The sequence below is a fragment of the Bradyrhizobium sp. 35 genome, assembly GCF_023073215.1.
GTDB lineage: Bacteria > Pseudomonadota > Alphaproteobacteria > Rhizobiales > Xanthobacteraceae > Bradyrhizobium > Bradyrhizobium canariense_D.
This window is the reverse complement of the sequence record NZ_JADPJC010000050.1, coordinates 379117-399340: the sequence shown is the minus strand read 5'-3', so window position 1 is coordinate 399340 and position 20224 is coordinate 379117. Positions and strand designations below refer to the sequence as shown.

Below are 20224 nucleotides of genomic sequence, written 5' to 3'. Positions count from 1 at the left end.
CAAATGTAGCTGATGGCAGAACCGCCATGCTGGTGAACGCGTATCCCCTCTGAGAGACTAACATCTGATTTGGATTATGGATTCGAGGATGAACAGCGTGAACGGGGCCGGTTTTTCTGCCAAGCCGACGCGGCTTTGGCAGGTCGCCATTTTGGCGGCGGCGGGTGCGATCGGCACGGCAAGCCAGGCGGACGCAGCGTTTTATTACTGGACGGACTATTCCGACGGGTCCTACGGGCGCCAGGAGCGCCATCTCGACGTCCCGCGCCAGAAACCGCAGAAGCGCGGTGCGGTCGGCAAAAAAGACCTTGTTGCCGAAAAAGAAGCCGGCACCAAACCGCAAGGTCCTCTCGTCATCGTCGTCTCGATCGACCGGCAGAAGGTCACGGTCTACGACAGCAAAGGCGTGTTCGCGGAATCCCCGGTTTCGACGGGCATGAAGGGCCATTCGACGCCGATGGGTGTGTTCAGCGTCATCCAGAAGCACAAATTCCACCACTCCAACATCTATAGCGGCGCGCCGATGCCGTACATGCAGCGGATCACCTGGTCGGGCGTTGCCATGCATGCCGGCGTGCTGCCGGGCTATCCAGCCTCGCACGGCTGCATCCGCATGCCGATGGCGTTCGCGGTGAAGATGTGGAACTGGACCAGGATGGGCGCGCGCGTGATCGTTTCGCCCGGTCAGATGTCGCCGCAGAAGTTCTCACATCCGCTGCTTGCCTCGCTGCGCGTGCCACCGCAACCCGCGGCCAGCCTCGAGCCGCAGACCAATGCCGGCGACAAGGCCGACAAGGGCACGGCCAATACCGCGGCCACCGAAGCAAAGCCGGTTGAAACGAAAACCGCCAGCGCCGACGGCGTGCCCGAGCTGCGCTCGTCGGTCGGCCACACCGTGATGTCGGACGTGACCACCGGATATGCCCCAGCCCGCGAGGAGGCCCCGGCATCGGCCGACAACACCGAGACAACGGCAAAGCCCGAGACCAAGCCCGCTGAGGCGGCGGACGCGGCCAAGCCAGAGGCCGGAGACGCCGCGCAGCCCGCGAACACTGAAGCGAAGCCTGTCGACGCCGCGGAGACGCCGAAGTCCGAACTCGCGAAGACATCCGATGCACCGGCCGCGGCGCCAGCGCAGGCGGCCACGACCGACGTCAAGAAGGACGAAACCCGCGTTGCCGATCCGGCGCCCGTGGCAAAACCTGAAGCGCCCAAGCGAGCGGGCCAGATCGCGGTCTTCATCAGCCGCAAGGATTCCAAGCTCTACGTGCGGCAGAACTTTGCGCCGCTGTTCGACGTGCCTGTCACAATCGCCGCGAGTGATCGGCCGCTCGGCACGCATGTCTTTACCGCCGAAATCGACAAGGCCGATTCCAATGCGCTGCATTGGTCGGTGGTGTCCTTGCCAGTGTCGGTCCGTTCTGCCGCGCGCGAAGATGACGGCCGCGTGACAGGCCGCCAACGTGGCGCGGCGGTGATTCCCGTCGCCGTAAAGCCTGTGGTCCCGCCGGACAGTCCAGCCGAGGCCCTGGACCGCGTCTCGATCCCGGCCGACACGATCGCGAGGATCAACGAAATGCTGACATCGGGCGGCTCGATCATCGTCTCCGACCAGGGCATCAACCAGGGCGAGACTGGCGAAGGCACCGATTTCATCGTCCGCCTGTACTAACGCGCCTCATCGCGGCAGATAACGCCGTGTTGACGACGCCGCTCGCACCGACGGGGTAACATGCGCCCCGGATCATTTCGGGGGACGCCGTTATGATGAACCGCAGGACCATACTCATCGCCGCCTTTGCAGGCACGCTGGCGCCGGCGACGCGTGCACTGGCGGATGGCGGCATGAGCCGAATTTCCGCCTACGCCTTCTCTTTCCCGGCATTGTCAGGCGACGACATCCGCCTTGCGGCCTTCACTGGCAGGCCGCTGCTGGTGGTGAACACCGCTTCGCTCTGCGGTTACACGCCGCAATATGCCGGCCTGCAAGACATCTGGGGCGAGTTTCGCGAACGCGGCCTCACCGTCATTGGCGTGCCCTCCAACGATTTCGGCGGACAGGAGCCCGGCGGCACCAGTGAGATCTCGGAAACCGCCCACCACCAATACGGCGTTACCTTCCCCATCGCGGCCAAGGCCATCGTGGTCGGTGCAAAGGCGCATCCATTCTACAAATGGGCGGCAGAGGCGCGCCCGCGAGAAGTTCCGCGCTGGAACTTCCACAAATATCTGATCGGCCGGGACGGCTATATCGCCGATGTCTTTGCATCCGCGGTCGAACCGACAGACACGCGGATCAAGACGGCGATCGCCAAGGCGCTGGCCGACACTTGACGCCACGCGTCCCCAACCCGGTTGGGCACAATTGGGCTGGCGCGCCAAACAGCCGTTGCAATGGCGAGGGCCCACCATCTAGGCTAGGATTGTTATGGGCAGGATGGTTTTGCCGAAGGCGAAAAGCCGCGGCGGAACAACGGGATCAATCTCGAGGACAACACCATGCGTGTGGCGGCAGGACTGATATTGGCAAGCGCGATGTCTCTGGCGATGACGGGCGCGGCATGGTCGCAGACCCCGGCTGCAAAGCCCGCCGCCGCGACGCAGGCCGCACCGGCGGCAACACCGGCTGCGGCTGCGCCCGCTGCAGCTCCCGCACCCGCTCCTGCAGCAGCCGCCGCGCCGGCGGGCTTCGTCAATCCTCCGCCGCCTAAGCAGGCGCCGCAGCCCGCCCGCGCAGCCTGCAACACGCCGGGCGCGCTTGGGGTCGCCCGCACCGTCGAGATCGACACCACGGGCGGTCCTGGCTTCGGCTTCGAGCATTTCAAGGAGCTCGATTTCCTGCGCGACCACGAGGTAGTGCTGACCTTCGACGACGGCCCCTGGCCCAAGAACACGCCCGCGGTGCTGAAGGCGCTCGCCGACGAGTGCACCACCGGCATCTTCTTCTCGATCGGCAAGCACGCGACCTACGAGCCGGAGATCCTGAAGCAGGTCTACGCGGCCGGCCATACCGTGGGCACCCACACCTGGTCGCACGCCAACCTCAACAACAAGAAGCTCACGGAAGCGCAGCGCAAGGAAGAGATCGAGAAGGGTCTTTCCGCGGTGAAATGGGCGCTCGGCGGCATTTCGCCCTCGCCTTTCTTCCGCTTCCCGGCGCTCCAGCATCCGCCGGAGATGGTCACCTATCTCGGCAACCGCAACACAGCGATCTTCTCCTGCGACATCGACTCCTTCGACTTCAAGGCCTCGAAGCCCGAGAAGGTGATCGAGACCGTCATGAAGAAGCTCGACAGCAAGGGCAAGGGCATCATCCTGATGCACGACTTCCAGAAGCACACTGCGGAAGCCCTGCCCGAATTGCTCAAGCGCCTGAAGGCTGGCGGTTACAAGGTGGTGGCGATGCGCGCCAAGTTCCCGGCCTCGACGCTGCCGGAATACGACCAGGAACTGCTCAAGGACGTCAAGCTGCCGACGGTGAGCACCCGGCCGGTCAACAGCGTCGTGACAACGGTTTCCGAATAGCCGCGCCCTTGTCCTTTCGGATCGAAGGCTACGTCATCGTCTCCGCGGACGGCATGCTCGCGGACGCCGACCATGTCATGCCCGACAGCCTGAAGTTCGAGGGCGACAAGCTGTTCTTCGAGCAGGCGCTCGATCGCGCCGCGCTGATCGTGCACGGCCGTCACTCGCATGAGCAGCAGCCGAATTCACCCAAGCGCAAGCGCCTGATCCTGACCCGCAAGATCCAGACTCTGACCGTCGATCCCGAGATGCCGAACGCGAACTTGTGGAATCCGGCTCACGCCAGCTTTGAGGACGCCTGTGCGTTCGCCGATGTCGCTTCCGGCACCGTCGCAATCATCGGCGGCCCCGTCGTGTTCGACATGTTCATGGATCGCTACGATACGTTCTGGCTGTCGGAAGCCCCGCACCTTCGGCTGCCCGGCGGCGAGGGCTGTTTTGTCGAAGTACCGGGGCGCACGCCTCAGGAGGTGCTGGCCTCACACGGGATGAAGCCGGGCGCGCCGTATCTGCTCGACGCCGCGCATGACGTGACGGTGACGCCATGGCGCAGGGCGTAGTGGCTTAACCTTTATACGTCCCCGTAGGCCGCTTCGGCCGGACGCGTAGCGCGCCCGTAGCCCATGATCATGAACAGGGCGCCGATGATCGACAGGTTCTTGAGCGCGTCGACCAGCATCTTGCCGTTGTCAGGCGGCACCTGGTTCCAGAAGTCGTAGAACAGGAAGGTCGCGACCGCGACATAGATAATCATCAGCATCGCGAAGAAGCGCGCGCCGAAATTCAGCGCGATCATCACGCCTGCGATGATCTCGAGCACGCCGACTGCGATCGCCAGCAGTTGCGGCGTGGTCATGGCCGTCGCCGTCTCGATCTGCTTGGCGTAAGGCGCGATCATGTCGGGCATCACGACCTTGGCGGCGATGAAATCAACGGTCGCCTGCATGGCAAACAGTCTTGCCGCACCCGTGTAGATGAACAGCACGGCGAACAGGATCCGCCCGAAAGTCACGAACGCTGGCATGATCGGCCTCTTTGCTCAGGCTTTTGAATTCTCGCGAAAGCACTTCGCGATTATGAAGATACATTCGCCGGTTTACAAACGGGGAAATGGCTAACTGCGAGCAATTCAAAGTTGGTGGCCCGGCACTGCACCTTCTTACCTTGTGGGAGAAGGTGCAGTGCCGGATGAGGGGTCTCGCTCTGCAAATTCAACCGTGAGAAATGTGCGCGCGGAAGCAACCCCTCACCCGTCTCGCCGCTCCGCGGCGAGCCACCCTCTCTCACAAGGGGAGAGGGGAAGGCCACGCACGGCCTACGTAAACAACGTCGGCTGCTGCCGCGACGCGCGCTCCTGCGCTTCCACCACAGCCACTGCGGTCATGTTGAGGATGCCGCGCGCCGTTACCGACGGGGTGAGGATGTGAGCCGGGCGCGCCGGGCCGATCAGGATCGGCCCGACGGGGAGCGCGTCCGCCAGCGACTTGATCATCTGATAGGCGACGTTGGCGGTGTCGAGGCTTGGCATGATCATGATGTTGGCTTCGCCCTCGAGCTTGGAGTGCGGCAGCACCATTTTGCGCGCGGCGGCCGAGAGCGCGGTGTCGCCTTGCATCTCGCCGTCGGCCTCGAGTTCCGGATGCTTCTCCTTCAGGAGCTGGGTCGCCCGGCGCATCTTGCGCGAGGATTCCGTGTCGTAGCTGCCGAAATCCGAATGCGAGACGAAGGCGATCTTCGGCTTGATGTTGAAGCGTTGGACGTGGACCGCCGCGAGCGAGGCGATCTCGGCGAGCTCTTCGGCGCTCGGATTGGGCCGCACCTGGGTGTCGGCGATGAAGAAGGCGCCCTTGCTCGTGATCAGCAGCGCCAGCGCCGCATAGTCGCTGATTCCCGGGGTGAACCCGACGATCTCGCGAACATGGCGCAGATGGCTCATGTAGCGGCCCTCGACGCCGCAGAGCATGGCGTCCGCCTCTCCGCGCACCACCGCGAGCGCCGCGATGACGGTGTTGTTGGTGCGCACCACCGTGCGCGCCGCATCCGGCGTCACGCCGCGGCGGCCGGCGACCTCGCCATAGGACTGCACGTAGGAGCGGTAGCGCGGATCGTCCTCGGGATTGACCAGGTCGAAGTCCCTGCCGGCCTTGATAGACAGGCCGAAGCGCTCGATGCGGGCCTCGACCACCGACGGACGTCCGACCAGGATCGGCATCGCCAGCTTCTCTTCCAGCACCACCTGGGTGGCGCGCAGCACGCGCTCATCCTCGCCTTCGGCGTAGATCACGCGCACCGGTTGGGTCTTGGCCTTGGCGAACATCGGCTTCATGACGAGGCCGGAGCGGAAGGCGAAGCGCTCGAGCAACGCGGTGTACTCGTCGAAATTGGTGATGGGCCGGGTCGCAACGCCCGATTCCATCGCGGCCTTCGCCACCGCCGGCGCGATGCGCAGGATCAATCTCGGATCAAAGGGACTCGGGATCAGCGAGCCCGGGCCAAACCCCTGCGTCTCGCCGGTATCGAAGCCTTGCGCGACCGCATCGGACGGCGCCTCGCGCGCGAGCTGCGCGATGGCCTCGACGGCGGCGTGCTTCATCTCCTCGTTGATCGCGGTGGCGCCGACATCGAGCGCGCCACGGAAGATGAAGGGAAAGCACAGGACGTTGTTGACCTGGTTCGGATAGTCGGAGCGGCCAGTGCAGATCATGGCGTCGGGACGGGCTTTGCGCGCCTCCTCCGGCATGATCTCCGGCGTCGGATTCGCGAGCGCCATGATGAGCGGCTTGTCGCCCATCGCCTTGGCCATCTCGGGCTTGAGCACGCCCGGTGCGGAGAGGCCGATAAAGATGTCGGCGCCGCCGATGACGTCGGCGAGCGTGCGCTTGTCGGTCTTCTGCGCATAGACCGCCTTCCAGCGGTCCATCGTGGTGTTGCGGCCTTCGTGAACAAGGCCGTCGATGTCGCAGACCCAGATGTTCTTGCGCTGCGCCCCCATCGACACCAGCAGGTTCAGTGTCGCAAGCGCTGCGGCCCCTGCCCCCGATGCCACGATCTTGACGTCCGACAGGTTCTTGCCGTTCAGGCGCAGACCGTTGGTGATCGCGGCGGCGACGATGATCGCGGTGCCGTGCTGGTCGTCGTGAAAGACCGGGATCTTCATGCGCTCCTTGAGCTGCGCCTCGATCTCGAAGCATTCCGGTCCGCGGATGTCCTCGAGATTGATGCCGCCGAAGGTCGGCTCGAGCGCGGCCACGGTCTCGACCACGCGTTCGATGGTGTCGGCCGCGATCTCGATGTCGAACACGTCAATGCCGGCGAATTTCTTGAACAGGACCGCCTTGCCCTCCATCACCGGCTTCGAGGCCAGCGGGCCGATATTGCCGAGGCCGAGCACGGCGGTGCCGTTCGAAACCACGGCAACCAGATTGGAGCGTATCGTCAGCGTCGCCGCTTCCGCGGGGTTCTTGGCGATCTCCATGCAGGCGGCGGCGACGCCGGGGGAATAGGCCAGCGCGAGGTCGCGCTGGTTGGCGAGCGGCTTGCTCGCCTGGATCTCGAGCTTTCCGGGGCGCGGCAGCCGATGATAGGCCAGCGCCGCCTGGTGGAGATCATCAGAATAGGACGACATGCGGTGTCTTGCCTCGCGTTACCGGCCTCAAACTACGTTGTCCTGACCGGCCCGCCTTCGGGTGGTATTTCCGGGTCATGGAAACGGGATGAAGCACGTCGGGCGGCCCGGTGGCAACATCCGATTGCGGCCCCATCAACAGGGCGCGCGGTCAAATATCTGATAGCGCTCGCTTTCCCTGGACCGCGCGTTGCTTTGCGAATATGGCAGGTTGCGTGCTGCAACGCGAGCAACTGGAGCTGGGAATGAAGCGAATCCTGATCGACTTCATCGTCGTGGCCGTGGTGGCCGCGGGCGGATGGTTGGGCTTCAGCTTCTACGCAAAACATCGCGTCACCGCCGAGGTGGAGACCGCGTTCGAGCAAATCCGCAAGCAAGGCGGCAAGGCTAGCTACGGCAAGATCGCCTTCGATCTGCCCACGCGCACCATCACGATCGAGGACATCGCGGTTACGCCGGGCAAGGCACCGCAGGCGCAGATCAGGATCGCCGCCATCAAGGGCACGGGCGTTCGCCAGATCGACGAAACAAGGATCTCGGCCGACGCCGTCGACATCACCGGGCTCGAGGTTACGCTGGACCAGATCGACGCTGCCAAGCTGAAGGTCGCGTACAAGATCCCGCACCTGGTCATGCGCGACTATGCCGGTCCTGTTCAGGCGGGTCAGGTGCCGGCGGACAGCTCGCTGGTCGATATGTACCGCTACGTGCTCGGCCAATATGCGAGTGTCGCTGCATCGTCGCTCACGGCTCCGACCCTCACGATCAGCTTCGATTCCCGCGCCGCCGGCAGCGGCGAGGTCACCTATTCCGGACTGGCGATCCAGAACCTAAAGCACGGCAAGATCGACGGGATGAAGTCGGACCGCGCCGTGATCTCGGTCGACGTGAAGCAACCCGGCAAGACGGACAAGCTGACGGGTGAATCGTCGAACATCATCGTCAACGATTTCGACGCGACCGCGATCATCGCCGCGCTCGATCCGCAGACGGCCAGCGACGACAGCTATCGCCGGGTCTATCGGCAGGTCTCGACGGGCCCCTATGCGCTCAAATCGGCACAGGGGATGCGAGTGGATGTCGATGGGTTCACCATGGAAGACATCGCCGTCCAGCCGTCGAAATTCCGGCTGGCCGAGATATTTGCCGCGCTGCCACGGGATCAATCGGCCCCGGCGACTCCGGCGCAGGCACGCGAGCTGCTGGAGAAGCTCGCCGGAGTTTATGAGGGTCTTCGCATCGGTAAGGCCGAAATCGGTAAGATGTCGGTCGGCACGCCGCAAGGAACGGCCACGGTTGGTGCCATCCGATTTCGCGACGGCGAGTTCGCGGTCGAAGGCGTCGACGCGCCGTCTCCGCAGGGACAGTTCAAGATGGAGCGCTTTGCGCTGAAGTCCTTCAGCACGGCGAGTTTGATGCGCTGGGCAGCAAGCCTCACCACTGCCGGGCGGGCGCCCTCGCCGGATCAGATGCTCGGGCTGTTCGGCGTGCTCGCAGGCGCGGATCAAGGGCGTGACGGCGCCGTTCAAGACCACCAATAAGCTGGTCATGATCGACACACTGAGCCTGGACTGGGGGCAGCTGGTCGGCTCGATCCCGAGCAAGGCGCATGTGGTTGCCAAATTTGTCACGCCAGCCGATCCATCCGATCCAAAACAGCTTCCATTGATTGCCAGCGGGATCGACAAGCTCGCTATCGACCTCGATCTCGGCGCTGCCTGGACCGAACAGTCCAACAGCTTCGCTCTGACGCCCGCGACCCTCGACATCGGAGGCAACGCAAGAGCGCAACTGCGTATGGCGCTCGGCAACGTACCACGCGAGGTGTTTTCGGCCGATCCGGCCCAGCTCATGGGCTAGGCGGCCCGGATCGAGGCGGGCACGCTCGAATTCTCATTGCGCGACAGCGGCGTCATCGATCTCGTCGCGGCGCAGTTCGCGCGCATGCAGAATGTCAGCCGCGATACCGCACGCCAGGCGCTCGTCGAGAGCATCAAGGCTAAACGCGAGCAAGTTGCTTCCGCCAATCCGGATGCGAACGCGGCCGTGGACGCGATCGCCCGCTTCGTCGAGACGCCGGGCCAGACGCTTTCCATCATGCTGTCCCCGCGCGCCAAGGCACCGCTGATGCAATTGATGCAGCTCTTGCAAACCGACCCACAGAGCGCGCTTGCGCAGTTCAGGATCGAGGCGTCGACGGGGCTGTAGGGAACGACGCTGCGCGCGGGGATGGCAGTTGGACCGGCGAAAATCCCTCCCCGTCATTGCGAGCGAAGCGAAGCAATCCAGAGTCCCTCCGCGGAAAGATTCTGGATTGCTTCGCTTCGCTCGCAATGACGCTGTGGAGACAGCCTCACTTCTGCGGCAGGCTCACCTTCACGTGCAGCTCGCGGAGCTGCTTGGGGCTGGGCTCCGACGGTGCGCCCATCAGGAGGTCCATGGCCTGCTGGTTCATCGGGAACAGCGAGACCTCGCGCAGATTGTTGGTGCCGCACAAGAGCATGACGATGCGGTCGACACCGGCGGCCATGCCGCCATGCGGCGGGGCGCCGTACTGGAAGGCGCGGTACATGCCGCCGAAGCGATCGACGACTTCCTGCTCGCCATAGCCGGCGATCTCGAACGCCTTCACCATCGCTTCCGGCACGTGGTTGCGGATGCCACCCGAGGCGATCTCGTAGCCGTTGCAGGTGATGTCGTACTGGAACGCCTTGATGGTCAGCGGGTCCTGGCCCTTCAAGGCATCGAGACCGCCCTGCGGCATCGAGAACGGGTTGTGCGAGAAGTCGACCTTCTTGTCCTCGTCGTTGTACTCGTACATCGGGAAGTCGACGATCCAGGCCAGCTCGAACCGCTCCTTGTCGGTGAGGTTCAACTCCTCGCCGACCTTGTTGCGGGCCAACCCTGAAAATTTCCAGAACTTGTCGGGATCGCCGGCGACGAAGAAGGCGGCGTCGCCTTCCTTCACGCCGATCTGCGCGCGGATCGCGGCGGTGCGCTCAGCACCGATGTTGTTGGCAAGCGGACCGGCACCTTCGCCGCCCTCGCGCCACATGATGTAGCCGAGGCCGGGCTGACCTTCGCCCTGCGCCCAGGAGTTCATGCGGTCGCAGAAGGCGCGCGAGCCGCCACCTGGCGCCGGGATCGCCCAGACCTGGTTCTTGGGGTCCTCCAACATGCGCGCGAACACCTTGAAGCCGGAGCCGCGGAAGTGTTCGGAGACGTCCTGCATCTCGATCGGGTTGCGCAGGTCCGGCTTGTCGCTGCCGTATTTGCGCAAGGCTTCCGCGAACGGAATCCGGCGCCAGCCCTTGGTCACCGGCTTGCCCTTGGCAAACTCCTCGAACACACCCGTGATGACAGGCTCCATCGCGGCGAAGACATCGTCCTGCGTGACAAAGCTCATCTCGACGTCGAGCTGGTAGAACTCGCCCGGCAGACGATCCGCGCGTGGATCCTCGTCGCGGAAGCAGGGCGCGATCTGGAAGTAGCGATCGAAGCCCGACATCATCAAGAGCTGCTTGTACTGCTGCGGCGCCTGCGGCAGGGCATAGAACTTGCCGGGATGAATGCGCGACGGCACCAGGAAGTCGCGCGCGCCCTCCGGCGAGGACGCGGTCAGGATCGGCGTGTTGAACTCGAAGAAGCCCTGCCCCTCCATGCGCCGGCGCATCGACTTGATGATTTCGACGCGCGTCATGATGTTCTGGTGCAGCTTCTCGCGACGCAGATCGAGGAAGCGGTACTTCAGGCGGATGTCTTCAGGATATTCCTGGTCGCCGAACACCGGCAGCGGCAGGTCGCCGGCCGGGCCCAGCACCTCGATCTCGCTGACATAGATCTCGATCTTGCCAGTCGGCAGATCGTCATTGTCGGTGCCTTCGGGGCGGCGACGGGCCTTACCGTCCATCCGCACCACGAATTCCGAACGCAGCTTTTCGGCCTGCGAGAACGCCGGCGAGTCCGGATCGACCACGCACTGGGTCAGGCCGTAATGGTCGCGCAGGTCGATGAACAGCACGCCGCCATGGTCGCGAACGCGATGGACCCAGCCTGAAAGGCGGACCGTCTCGCCGATGTTGCTCTCGCGGAGCGCGCCGCATGTATGTGACCGGTAGCGATGCATGGTCGTCCCAAATTCAATGTTGGAGGATCGAATCGAACCGCCGAAACGGCAGGTTCAAAGTTGGGGCAGGGTTTACCTCGGCACGACGGGGGCGGCAACCAAGGGAACGGCCCGTTTTCGGCTGGAAGTGGCCATTTTTGCCCAATCTCGGCTCAAGCCTTTGCCATCAGGCGTTCCACGCCTATCTTGAGGCCATGACAGTCCATTTCCCGTTCCAGAACTCCTATTCGGCGCTGCCGGACAGCTTTTTCGCCCGGGTCGCACCGACGCCGGTGGCAGCGCCCCGGCTGATCAAGCTGAACCGGCCGCTGGCGGTCCAGCTCGGGCTGGATCCTGATGTGCTGGAAACCCCTGAGGGCGCCGAAATCCTGGCCGGCAAGACGGTTCCCGCCGGCGCCGATCCGATCGCCATGGCCTATGCCGGCCACCAGTTCGGGCAATTCGTTCCGCAGCTGGGCGACGGACGGGCGGTCCTGCTCGGCGAGGTCATCGACAAGGACGGCATCCGCCGCGACATCCAGCTCAAGGGCTCCGGTCCCACCCCATTCTCCCGCCGCGGCGACGGCCGTGCCGCGCTCGGGCCGGTGCTGCGCGAATACATCGTCAGCGAGGCGATGTTCGCATTGGGCATCCCCACCACGCGCTCACTCGCTGCCGTCGTCACCGGCGAGCACGTCATCCGCGAGACCGCGCTGCCCGGCGCGGTGCTCACCCGCGTCGCCTCGAGCCATATCCGCGTCGGCACCTTTCAGTTCTTCGCCGTCCGCCGCGACACCGATGCCATTCGCCGGCTCGCCGACCACGTCATCGCCAGGCACTATCCGGAGGTGCTCGGCGCCGAGCGGCCCTATCACGCGCTGCTCGGTGGCGTCGTCGCACGCCAGGCCGATCTGGTCGCACGCTGGCTGCTGGTCGGCTTCATCCACGGCGTGATGAACACCGACAACTCATCGATATCAGGCGAGACCATCGATTACGGTCCGTGCGCCTTCATGGACGCCTACAATCCGTCGCAAGTGTTTTCCTCGATCGACGAGATGGGCCGCTACGCCTATGCCAACCAGCCGCGCATCGCGCTGTGGAATCTGACCCGGCTTGCCGAATGCCTGCTGCCGCTGTTTTCCGACGATCAGGAAAAGGCGGTCGCCGAGGCCCAGGACATTCTTGGCGCCTTCTCCGACACGTTCAGCGACGCCTATCAGGCGGGCCTGCGCAAGAAAATCGGCCTGTTCACGGAGCGCGACGGCGACGACGCGCTGATCCAGGACCTGCTGGACGCCATGGCCAAGAACCAGGCCGACTTCACCCTCACCTTCCGCAAACTCGGCGACGCCGCTGGCGATCCGGCTGCTGACGATGCACGCGCGCAATTCATGGACCCCGCGGCGTTCGACGAGTGGGCCAGGCGCTGGCACGAGCGCACGGCGCTGGAGCCGCAAACCGCAGCCGAACGGCAAGCCGCCATGCACGCCGTCAACCCGATGTTCATCCCGCGCAACCACCGCGTCGAGGCCGTGATCCAGGCCGCGGTCAACGATGACGACTACACGCCGTTCGAGGAATTCGTGAAGGTGCTGGCTAAACCGTTCGAGGGCCAGCCGGGCTATGCAGCCTACGCCGATCCGCCGCTGCCGGAGCAGCGGGTGCTGCAGACGTTCTGCGGGACGTGAGGCAAGCTCGGTGCGCACGGTGGACGAGCCGAAGGCATAATCCAGATGCCGGGGTGCCGAAACCGTTTGTTCAAGACGATCATTCGCTCAGATCGTTACCACGATCTTGCCGAACTGCTCGTTTGACTCCAGAAAGCGATGCGCTTCGACGATCTCCTCAAACTGAAACGTTTTGGCGATGATCGGTTGCAATGCACCGTCCCGCAGCCCGTCGAGGATGAAGGTCTTCGCGTTAGCAAGCCGCGCGGGGTCGCGGATGATCTCGTGCACGAGATAGCCGCGCAGCGTCAGGCTCTTGGTCAGGACGTTGACCAGCGGAAACGGCGTTGGCTCTGGGCTCAGGCCGCCATATTCGATGAGAACGCCACCCGGCGACATCGCGGCGGTGAGCGGCCCAAATATGGGACCGCCGACCGCGTCGAACACCACGCGAACGCCGTTTGAGCCGACAATGTCCTGCAGCCGTGACCGGATGTCCTCTTCCACGGAGGCGATAACGTCGGCGGCGCCAGCATCGCGCAGGGCCTGCCGCTTGATCGAGGTTCGCGTCACTGCAATCGGGATCGCACCGATCCGGTTCGCGATCTGAATCGCTGCAAGCCCGACGCTACTCGACGCCGCGGTGATGACTACGGACTCCCCTCGCTCCAGCCCAGCAATATCGACCAGAGCGCCGAACGCCGTCAGATATTGCATCCATACCGCGGCCGCGGCGTCGAAGCCGAGCTCGGGCGGGTGCTTAACGACGAACTCCGCCGGAAACGTGACGAGCTCGCCATAAGCCGGCCATCGCACCATCGACACGGGCGGCACGATGCTGACGACCTCGCCCGGCGAGAAGCCGCTCACGCCTTCGCCGATCGCCTCGACGATGCCGGCGGCCTCGAGACCGAGGCCGGACGGAAAGGTCGCGGTCTCGATATAGGTCCCCTTCCGCAAGAGCGCTTCCGCGCGATTGAGCCCGAGGGCCTTGACCCTGATCTGCACCTCGCGCCTCCCTGGCGGCGCGACGTCGACGGTCTCGATGCGCAGCACCTCGGGGCCACCATGTCTGCGGAAGCGAACGACGCGCGCCATGAACACACTCCAAAATAATTGAATTCAATGGACCTATGCCAACTGGGCGACGCCGGATAAAGCGTGCAGAGAGGTGAACAGTCGAAACCAGGAGTTTGCAATCATGGACCGCCTGACCAGCATGGCCGTCTTCGTCAAGGCGGTGGATGTGGGCTCGTTCGCCGCTGCCGCCGATGCGCTCGAAATGTCGGGGCCAATGGTCGGCAAGCACGTTCGTTTCCTCGAGGAGCGCCTGGGCGTCCGCCTCCTCAACCGCACCACACGGCGCCAGAGCCTGACCGAGACTGGCCAAGCCTACTACGAGCGCTGCCGCACTGTGCTCGCTGAAGCCGTGGCCGCCGACGCCGTCGCTTCCGATGAATTGTCCGAGCCGCGTGGCCGGCTCCGCGTGACCATGCCCGCCCTGCTGGGCCGGCACTGCATCGCCCCCTTGCTGATGAAGCTCGCGCGACGATATCCCCATCTGGAGCTCGATCTCTCGTTCGGCGACCCGATCGCTGACATCATCGAGGGCCGCTATGATCTTGCGATCCGGACCGGCGATCTACACGATCAATCCGGCCTGATGACGCGGCGCATCGCAAGCCAGCGCATGGTGGTGTGCGGCACGCGCTCGTACTTGCGCGCCAACGGCAAGCCGAAATCGCTCGACGATCTTGCCCAGCATCAGGCGATCATCTATCGCCGCTCCGGACGCGTCCGGCCGTGGCTGTTTCCCCGCGAGGGCCAGCCTCCGAGCGAAATCGTGCCGGCGGGAAGGCTCAGGCTCGACGATCTCGACGGGATCGCGGACGCCGCGTCACAGGGGATGGGACTGGCCTGGCTGCCATACTGGCTAGTCCGCGAACGCCTGCGCGCCGGTAGACTCGTCACTCTGTTGAGCGGTCAGCCGGGATTTCTCTACGACTGTCACGCGCTCTGGCCACGCTCGTCCCGGATGCCGCCGAAAGTTCGCGCCGCCGTGGACGCCTTGGCGGGCGCCCTGCCGAAGCTCATGACCTGACGCCGGATGCCGTGACGCCTGCATGGCATGCCGCGGCCGTTAACCCCCCGTCCACCATCCGGCCCGACCCGCCGCCGGTAACCACGAGAATTAACAGACCCTCAATTCGCCCCCGACAAGTTTAGCAATGTTGCTGGGGGATTTTGCCGTGGATCTGTTGGTTTTCGAGTTCCTGGGGCTGGCGCTGGTCGCCATGTGCGTGGTCGTGGTGGCACTGCCCTGCGCGCGCAAACCCTCCCGGCGGGTCCGCTACGAATAGGATTTCGTCGGAAAATGCGATTCCGGTCCAAATGCAAGGCTCGAATTCGCTTCGAGCCCCTTGACATCACAGCGCTTTCGGCAGAACGGCTGATGGACTTGTCATGGGCCGTTCATGGATTTGATTACCACCACCGCTGACCTTGCGGCTGCCTGCAGCCGGCTGGCCAAGCACCCCGTCATTACCGTCGATACCGAGTTCCTGCGCGAGACCACCTATTACCCGCTGCTGTGCGTGGTGCAGATGGCCAGCGCCGAGGAAGCAATCGTCATCGACACCCTGGCCGAGGGCATCGACCTCAAGCCGTTCTTCGAGCTGATGGGCAACGAGGGCGTGTTGAAGGTGTTCCACGCCGCCCGGCAGGACATCGAGATCATCTGGCATCAGGCCGGCATCATCCCGCACCCGGTGTTCGATACCCAGGTCGCGGCCATGGTGCTCGGCTACGGCGACAGCATCGCATACGACGCGCTGGTCGAGAAGGTCACCGGACACCGCCCGGACAAGACCCACCGCTTCACCGACTGGTCGCGCCGGCCGCTGACCAAGGAGCAGATGCACTACGCCGTGTCCGACGTCACGCATCTGCGCGACGTGTTCGCAGCGCTCGATGCCGACCTTAAAAAGCGCCGGCGCAGCGAATGGGTCTCGATCGAGATGGAAGTCCTGACCTCGCCCAAGACCTACGACTTCCATCCCGAGCGCGCCTGGGAACGGCTCAAGACGCGGGTGCGCAAGCCCAAGGACCTTGCGGTCCTAATGGAGGTCGCCGCCTGGCGCGAGCAGGAGGCGCAGAGCCGCGACGTGCCGCGAGGCCGCGTGCTGCGCGACGAGGCCGTCAGCGACATCGCGACCCATGCGCCGAACACGATCGAGAAGCTCGCAAACCTGCGCTCCGTGCCGAAGGGTTTTGAGAAATCCAAATGGGGCGCCGACATCGTCGCCGCTGTCGAGCGCGGGCTGGCGCGCGATCACGCCACGCTGCCGAAGCTGGAAAAGCCGCGCAACAATAACAATGGCGCCGCGATCGTCGAGCTTTTGAAGGTGTTGCTGCGCATGACCGCGGAGCGCCATGCGGTCGCCAGCAAGGTGATTGCGACCGTCGACGATCTCGAGGAGATCGCGGCCGACGACGAGGCCGACGTGCCGGCGCTACGCGGCTGGCGCCGCGAGCTGTTCGGCGAGGCCGCCCTGAAACTGAAGCGCGGCGAGCTGGCGCTGGCGGTCGAGAAAGGCCGCGTGATCGGGGTTCAGCGAGCGGAATAGCCCCGATGCCTCCCGATGTCGTCCTGGCCTAGTGCGCAATTGCGCACTAGGCCAGGACGACATCGGGGGTGTGATAGAGCGCTACGCTCACGCGTGAAGCGCCGTCCCCTACGCCGGCGTCAGCTTCGCCACTTCGGGCTTCATGTCGTCCAGCACACCTGAAATCGCCGCGACCAGCTCGTCGATCTGGGCCTTGGTGACGATCAGCGGCGGGCAGATGGCGATGGCATCGAGCATGTTGCGCGAGATCACGCCGCGCTCCTGCAGCATGCGGCTGGCCATGCCGCCGACGGCGCCCGGCGTTGCCGCTGCGGTCTTGCGCGCCTTGTCCAGCACCAGTTCGATCGCAGCGATCATGCCGACACCGCGGACCTCGCCCACCAGTGGATGGCTGGTGAGTTCACGCAGCTTGCCTTGCATGTAGCCACCGAGCTCGGCGGCGTGCGCAACCAGGCCCCGCTCCTCGATGATCTTCAAATTCTCGAGCGCAATCGCCGAGCCCACCGGATGGCCGCCCGCGGTGAAGCCGTGGCCGAGCACGCCGATCTTGTTGCTCTCGTCGGCGATCGGTTCGAACATGCGATCGTTCATCATGATGGCCGACAGCGGGAAATAGCTCGAGGTGATCTGCTTGGAGACCACGATGGCGTCGGGCTTGATGCCGTAGGTTTCGCAGCCGAACATCTTGCCGGTGCGGCCGAAGCCGCAGATGACCTCGTCGGCGACCAACAGGATGTCGTACTTGTTCAGCACCTTCTGAATCTTGTCCCAATAGGTCGCCGGCGGCACGATGACGCCGCCCGCGCCCATCACCGGCTCGCCGAAGAACGCAGCGATCGTGTCCGGGCCTTCCTTCTGGATCAGCGCATCGAGTTCCTCGGCCCGCCGCGTCGCGAACGCTTCCTCGCTCTCCCCGGGCGCGCCATCCTTGTAGAAATGCGGCGAGCCCGTGTGCAGGATGTTCGGGAGCGGCAAGTCGAAAGAGCGGTGGTTGTTCGGCAGCCCGGTGAGGCTGGCGGACGCGATGGTGACGCCGTGATAGGCGCGCATCCGGCTGATCACCTTCTTGCGCTGTGGCTGGCCGAGCGCATTGGAACGATAGGCAATCAACTTCAGAACAGTGTCGTTGGCCTCCGAGCCGGAATTGGTGAAGAACACCTTGCTCATCGTAACAGGCGCGAGCGCGACCAGCTTCTCGGCGAGATCGATCGAGGGCCCGTGCGATTTGGCGGAGAACGTGTGATAGAACGGCAGCGCCAGCATCTGCTTGTGCGCGGCGTCGACCAGCCGCTTCTCGTTGAAGCCGAGTCCGACGCTCCACAGGCCTGCCATCGCCTCGAAATAGCGCTTGCCCGACGCATCGAACACGTAAGGCCCCTCGCCGCGTTCGATCACCAGGGGACCGGCCTGCTGATGGGCGCGCGCGTTGGTGTAGGGATGGAGCTGGTAGGCCACATCCCGGGCCTCTTGCGAATTGGGCAGCATGGACATTTGCAGGAATCCTTGAAAGCGTCACGTCGCCGGCGCGGCCAGCGTCATCACTCGATGATCCAGCTCCTTGGCTATTGCCACCGCGCAAAACTTGCAACGTCAATTCGTCGGCAGGAAGCGCTCAGCTGCGTTGCACAAAGCCGCACATCGGGCAGCTGTCACGCCGCACCGTCGTCATTCCCATCGCTATCGGCGGCAGCGGCCTCCCGCACCTCCACCAGCGCCATCGAGAGCAGATACACCGTCGTTGGCAGACCAAGACGGCGTGCCGCCTCGGCGGCACGCGACAGGTCGCTTGCCAGCTCCTCGAGCAGATCTCCCCGTGACAATGTCCCACTCCATCCGTCGATCGCGGCCGCCTACACCGCAACGGCGCCGCTGGTTCTGATCAGTTCGGCGCTGGACTGGATTGTAGCAAAATTCCCGATCACATTCACTACCGCATGCTTGTAGGCGGCAGCATCGCCAGTCCCCGGCTGCCGGCAGGCCACCGCGTCGGCCACCACCTGGAAGCGATGACTGCGGTGAAACCCGTCAATAGCGGTGGCCAGGACGGTTTCGTCCAGGGAAAAGCCCGCGAGCACGCAACGGACATTGCGGATATTGGACATGTAGTCCACAAACCGCGCCGAACTGTAGGCCGACGGCAGCGGGTGCTCGAAGGTCATTTCTCCCGGCCGCGGCTTCGCCTCCGCGATCCAATCGGTCAGCTTGGATGCCGGATTGAACCAGGCCGCCTGCGCGATGCGCTTCAGATGCATCACCGGCCAGAGATTGTCGCGCCAGAACGTCAGCAGTTCCACGCAGCGCGCCGTCGCGGCATCGCCGTCGAGGATGACGTGGCGACGTCCGGGGGTCAGATATTCGACCTGGAGATCCGCGCAGACCAGGATCGGCGGATCGTCTGTGATGGAAACCAGCATGGTTTTGCGCGCAGCTGCACCAGTTTCAACGGCCAGCGAGCGCGACGTCCCGCAGCGGCGACGTCACAGCCCGTCCTGCCGAGGCGTCGAGCACGCCCGGCCGGTCCCAATCGCCCTCGGGGCGGATGATCACGTAAGGATCGCTGTCCAGCGTAATGGCATCCGGACCCGGTTCGATCTCCAGCAGCATTTCTGTGTAGGAGAAGTCGGAAAATGTGATCTTGCGATTGTGACCAAGCGGCTTGGCGCCGAAATGGGCCCAGAAATCGACCAGCCGGTCCTGCGCCTGGCCGTAGATCTTGCGAAAGCCCTTGCGCTTCACATAGTCGACGCTCGCTTGTACCAGCTTGAACGAGACGCGCGACCGCCGGTATTGGTGCCGCACCGCAAGCCGTTCCACCTTGGCGAAATCGCCGAAGAACCGCACCCGCAGACAGCCCGCAGGCTCGTTGCCGACATAGCCGATGAAATGCGCGGCAACCATGTCGTTGCCGTCGAACTCTTCATCGAACGGGCAATCCTGCTCGGCGAGATAGACGGCTGAGCGGATCGAGGTGACCAGCATGAGATCGGTGAGATCGCGCGCGAGGCGAATGGTGATGGCGCGGGAATCGGGCTTGGCGAGAGGAATCCTAGTACCGTGCATCTGCAAAACTCCTTGCTTGGATGATCGCGCTCGGCATGCGCATCGGCTGCCGATGCCAAGGCCGCTCGTAGCACCAGAGGTCGGGTTGGAAGCTTGGAACAGGCTCGAAGCCTGTCGCTTTCATGATGTCGCGGCCGGCCACGGTTGACGGCTGCGCATAGCAATCCGCGTTGCGAAACCTTAGCTGTCTAAGATGAGCCGCGGCCTTGCCGAGACCGGCGACGCCGCGCCCCGTCGCCGCGATCGCCCAGATGTAGATAGCGGAAACGTCTTCCTTCGCGGACGCGAGATAGCGCGTCTCCGGCGCGGTGAGGCAGATCTCGTCTAGCAGCAACGCATCATGCCCGCGATCGTTGAGAAACAGGAAGGCCATGCCGCCGACAAGGTTGCCCTTCCGGCTGAAAGTCAGGATGCTCTCGGGATCGAAGGCGAAATATTTTGCAAGCTCAGTCGCCCCGATCCGAACGCCCGGCACCAGCCGGTGCGCCAACTGCGAAAGCGCGGCGATTTCGGAAAATTTGGCGCGACGGACGTCGACATCCGGACTGAGCGGCAGCGCGTCGAAATCATGCCTTGCGGCAAACGAGCCCCTTTCCATACTCATGTCGCCCCT

At 64.3% G+C, this 20224-nt stretch carries 19 protein-coding genes; 10 read left to right on the top strand and 9 right to left on the bottom strand.

What is annotated here, in order from left to right; translation table 11 throughout:
• Window positions 1-88: 88 nt before the first annotated feature.
• From IVB36_RS10125 to IVB36_RS10110, 4 genes are all read left to right on the top strand, one after another.
• Window positions 89-1672, top strand: coding sequence for a L,D-transpeptidase family protein (locus tag IVB36_RS10125; protein ID WP_247391424.1), 1584 nt, complete (start codon window positions 89-91; stop codon window positions 1670-1672).
• Between the two features lie 92 nt (window positions 1673-1764).
• Entirely contained in the window at window positions 1765-2334 is a 570-nt protein-coding gene (locus IVB36_RS10120; protein ID WP_247391422.1) for a glutathione peroxidase, read from the top strand.
• A gap of 165 nt (window positions 2335-2499) precedes the next feature.
• On the top strand, window positions 2500-3525 hold the full coding sequence (locus tag IVB36_RS10115) for a polysaccharide deacetylase family protein (protein ID WP_018456296.1): 1026 nt from the start codon (window positions 2500-2502) through the stop codon (window positions 3523-3525).
• Between the two features lie 8 nt (window positions 3526-3533).
• Window positions 3534-4085 (top strand): dihydrofolate reductase, encoded by a 552-nt coding sequence (locus IVB36_RS10110; RefSeq protein ID WP_247391420.1) that lies wholly within the window; start codon window positions 3534-3536, stop codon window positions 4083-4085.
• A gap of 11 nt (window positions 4086-4096) precedes the next feature.
• On the opposite strand, the gene IVB36_RS10105 is transcribed toward IVB36_RS10110, so the two are convergent.
• Window positions 4097-4549 (bottom strand): DoxX family membrane protein, encoded by a 453-nt coding sequence (locus IVB36_RS10105; RefSeq protein WP_018456294.1) that lies wholly within the window; start codon window positions 4547-4549, stop codon window positions 4097-4099.
• A 291-nt stretch (window positions 4550-4840) separates the two neighbouring features.
• On the bottom strand, window positions 4841-7150 hold the full coding sequence (locus IVB36_RS10100) for an NADP-dependent malic enzyme (protein WP_018456292.1): 2310 nt from the start codon (window positions 7148-7150) through the stop codon (window positions 4841-4843).
• 245 nt (window positions 7151-7395) lie between these two features.
• Between IVB36_RS10100 and IVB36_RS10095 the strand changes: the two genes are divergently transcribed.
• From IVB36_RS10095 to IVB36_RS40380, 3 genes are read left to right on the top strand one after another with little or no spacing between them, the layout of a single operon-like run.
• Window positions 7396-8691 (top strand): hypothetical protein, encoded by a 1296-nt coding sequence (locus IVB36_RS10095; RefSeq protein ID WP_346348233.1) that lies wholly within the window; start codon window positions 7396-7398, stop codon window positions 8689-8691.
• Window positions 8663-9010, top strand: coding sequence for a hypothetical protein (locus tag IVB36_RS40385; protein WP_346731040.1), 348 nt, complete (start codon window positions 8663-8665; stop codon window positions 9008-9010). The genes IVB36_RS10095 and IVB36_RS40385 overlap by 29 nt, the downstream gene beginning before the upstream one ends.
• A 36-nt stretch (window positions 9011-9046) precedes the next feature.
• On the top strand, window positions 9047-9358 hold the full coding sequence (locus IVB36_RS40380) for a hypothetical protein (protein WP_346731039.1): 312 nt from the start codon (window positions 9047-9049) through the stop codon (window positions 9356-9358).
• Between the two features lie 145 nt (window positions 9359-9503).
• Here IVB36_RS40380 and aspS read toward each other — a convergent pair whose 3' ends face one another.
• On the bottom strand, window positions 9504-11276 hold the full coding sequence (aspS, locus tag IVB36_RS10090; protein WP_085352954.1) for an aspartate--tRNA ligase: 1773 nt from the start codon (window positions 11274-11276) through the stop codon (window positions 9504-9506).
• A gap of 194 nt (window positions 11277-11470) precedes the next feature.
• Between aspS and IVB36_RS10085 the strand changes: the two genes are divergently transcribed.
• On the top strand, window positions 11471-12946 hold the full coding sequence (locus IVB36_RS10085) for a protein adenylyltransferase SelO (RefSeq protein WP_026233133.1): 1476 nt from the start codon (window positions 11471-11473) through the stop codon (window positions 12944-12946).
• Window positions 12947-13033: 87 nt separating this feature from the next.
• On the opposite strand, the gene IVB36_RS10080 is transcribed toward IVB36_RS10085, so the two are convergent.
• Complete coding sequence (locus IVB36_RS10080) at window positions 13034-14023, bottom strand: zinc-dependent alcohol dehydrogenase family protein (RefSeq protein ID WP_018456289.1); 990 nt, start codon at window positions 14021-14023, stop codon at window positions 13034-13036.
• A 103-nt stretch (window positions 14024-14126) separates the two neighbouring features.
• On the opposite strand from IVB36_RS10080, the gene IVB36_RS10075 reads away from it, so the two are divergent.
• Window positions 14127-15026, top strand: a complete 900-nt coding sequence (locus IVB36_RS10075) for a LysR family transcriptional regulator (RefSeq protein ID WP_247391418.1) — start codon at window positions 14127-14129, stop codon at window positions 15024-15026.
• 373 nt (window positions 15027-15399) lie between these two features.
• Window positions 15400-16551: a ribonuclease D gene (gene rnd, locus IVB36_RS10070; RefSeq protein WP_018456286.1), complete on the top strand. Its 1152-nt coding sequence runs from the start codon at window positions 15400-15402 to the stop codon at window positions 16549-16551.
• Window positions 16552-16659: 108 nt separating this feature from the next.
• Here the strand turns inward: rnd and IVB36_RS10065 are convergent, their stop codons facing one another.
• From IVB36_RS10065 to IVB36_RS10045, 5 genes are all read right to left on the bottom strand, one after another.
• Window positions 16660-18042: an aspartate aminotransferase family protein gene (locus tag IVB36_RS10065; RefSeq protein WP_247391415.1), complete on the bottom strand. Its 1383-nt coding sequence runs from the start codon at window positions 18040-18042 to the stop codon at window positions 16660-16662.
• Window positions 18043-18200: 158 nt separating this feature from the next.
• Window positions 18201-18371 (bottom strand): hypothetical protein, encoded by a 171-nt coding sequence (locus IVB36_RS10060; RefSeq protein ID WP_247391413.1) that lies wholly within the window; start codon window positions 18369-18371, stop codon window positions 18201-18203.
• A 30-nt stretch (window positions 18372-18401) separates the two neighbouring features.
• Entirely contained in the window at window positions 18402-18965 is a 564-nt protein-coding gene (locus IVB36_RS10055) for an isochorismatase family protein (RefSeq protein WP_247360631.1), read from the bottom strand.
• Between the two features lie 25 nt (window positions 18966-18990).
• On the bottom strand, window positions 18991-19611 hold the full coding sequence (locus tag IVB36_RS10050) for a GNAT family N-acetyltransferase (RefSeq protein ID WP_018456283.1): 621 nt from the start codon (window positions 19609-19611) through the stop codon (window positions 18991-18993).
• Window positions 19598-20215: a hypothetical protein gene (locus tag IVB36_RS10045; RefSeq protein WP_026233132.1), complete on the bottom strand. Its 618-nt coding sequence runs from the start codon at window positions 20213-20215 to the stop codon at window positions 19598-19600. The genes IVB36_RS10050 and IVB36_RS10045 overlap by 14 nt, the downstream gene beginning before the upstream one ends.
• Between the last annotated feature and the right edge of the window lie 9 nt (window positions 20216-20224).

Coding starts and splice junctions, on each gene's coding strand:
- IVB36_RS10065 (WP_247391415.1), bottom strand. CDS start 18,042: ATGTCCATGCTGCCCAATTCGCAAGAGGCCCGGGATGTGGCCTACCAG.
- IVB36_RS10055 (WP_247360631.1), bottom strand. CDS start 18,965: ATGCTGGTTTCCATCACAGACGATCCGCCGATCCTGGTCTGCGCGGAT.
- IVB36_RS10050 (WP_018456283.1), bottom strand. CDS start 19,611: ATGCACGGTACTAGGATTCCTCTCGCCAAGCCCGATTCCCGCGCCATC.
- IVB36_RS10105 (WP_018456294.1), bottom strand. CDS start 4,549: ATGCCAGCGTTCGTGACTTTCGGGCGGATCCTGTTCGCCGTGCTGTTC.
- IVB36_RS10045 (WP_026233132.1), bottom strand. CDS start 20,215: ATGAGTATGGAAAGGGGCTCGTTTGCCGCAAGGCATGATTTCGACGCG.
- IVB36_RS10075 (WP_247391418.1), top strand. CDS start 14,127: ATGGACCGCCTGACCAGCATGGCCGTCTTCGTCAAGGCGGTGGATGTG.
- IVB36_RS10095 (WP_346348233.1), top strand. CDS start 7,396: ATGAAGCGAATCCTGATCGACTTCATCGTCGTGGCCGTGGTGGCCGCG.
- IVB36_RS10085 (WP_026233133.1), top strand. CDS start 11,471: ATGACAGTCCATTTCCCGTTCCAGAACTCCTATTCGGCGCTGCCGGAC.
- IVB36_RS10120 (WP_247391422.1), top strand. CDS start 1,765: ATGATGAACCGCAGGACCATACTCATCGCCGCCTTTGCAGGCACGCTG.
- IVB36_RS10100 (WP_018456292.1), bottom strand. CDS start 7,150: ATGTCGTCCTATTCTGATGATCTCCACCAGGCGGCGCTGGCCTATCAT.
- IVB36_RS10125 (WP_247391424.1), top strand. CDS start 89: ATGAACAGCGTGAACGGGGCCGGTTTTTCTGCCAAGCCGACGCGGCTT.
- IVB36_RS10080 (WP_018456289.1), bottom strand. CDS start 14,023: ATGGCGCGCGTCGTTCGCTTCCGCAGACATGGTGGCCCCGAGGTGCTG.
- aspS (WP_085352954.1), bottom strand. CDS start 11,276: ATGCATCGCTACCGGTCACATACATGCGGCGCGCTCCGCGAGAGCAAC.
- IVB36_RS10115 (WP_018456296.1), top strand. CDS start 2,500: ATGCGTGTGGCGGCAGGACTGATATTGGCAAGCGCGATGTCTCTGGCG.
- rnd (WP_018456286.1), top strand. CDS start 15,400: ATGGATTTGATTACCACCACCGCTGACCTTGCGGCTGCCTGCAGCCGG.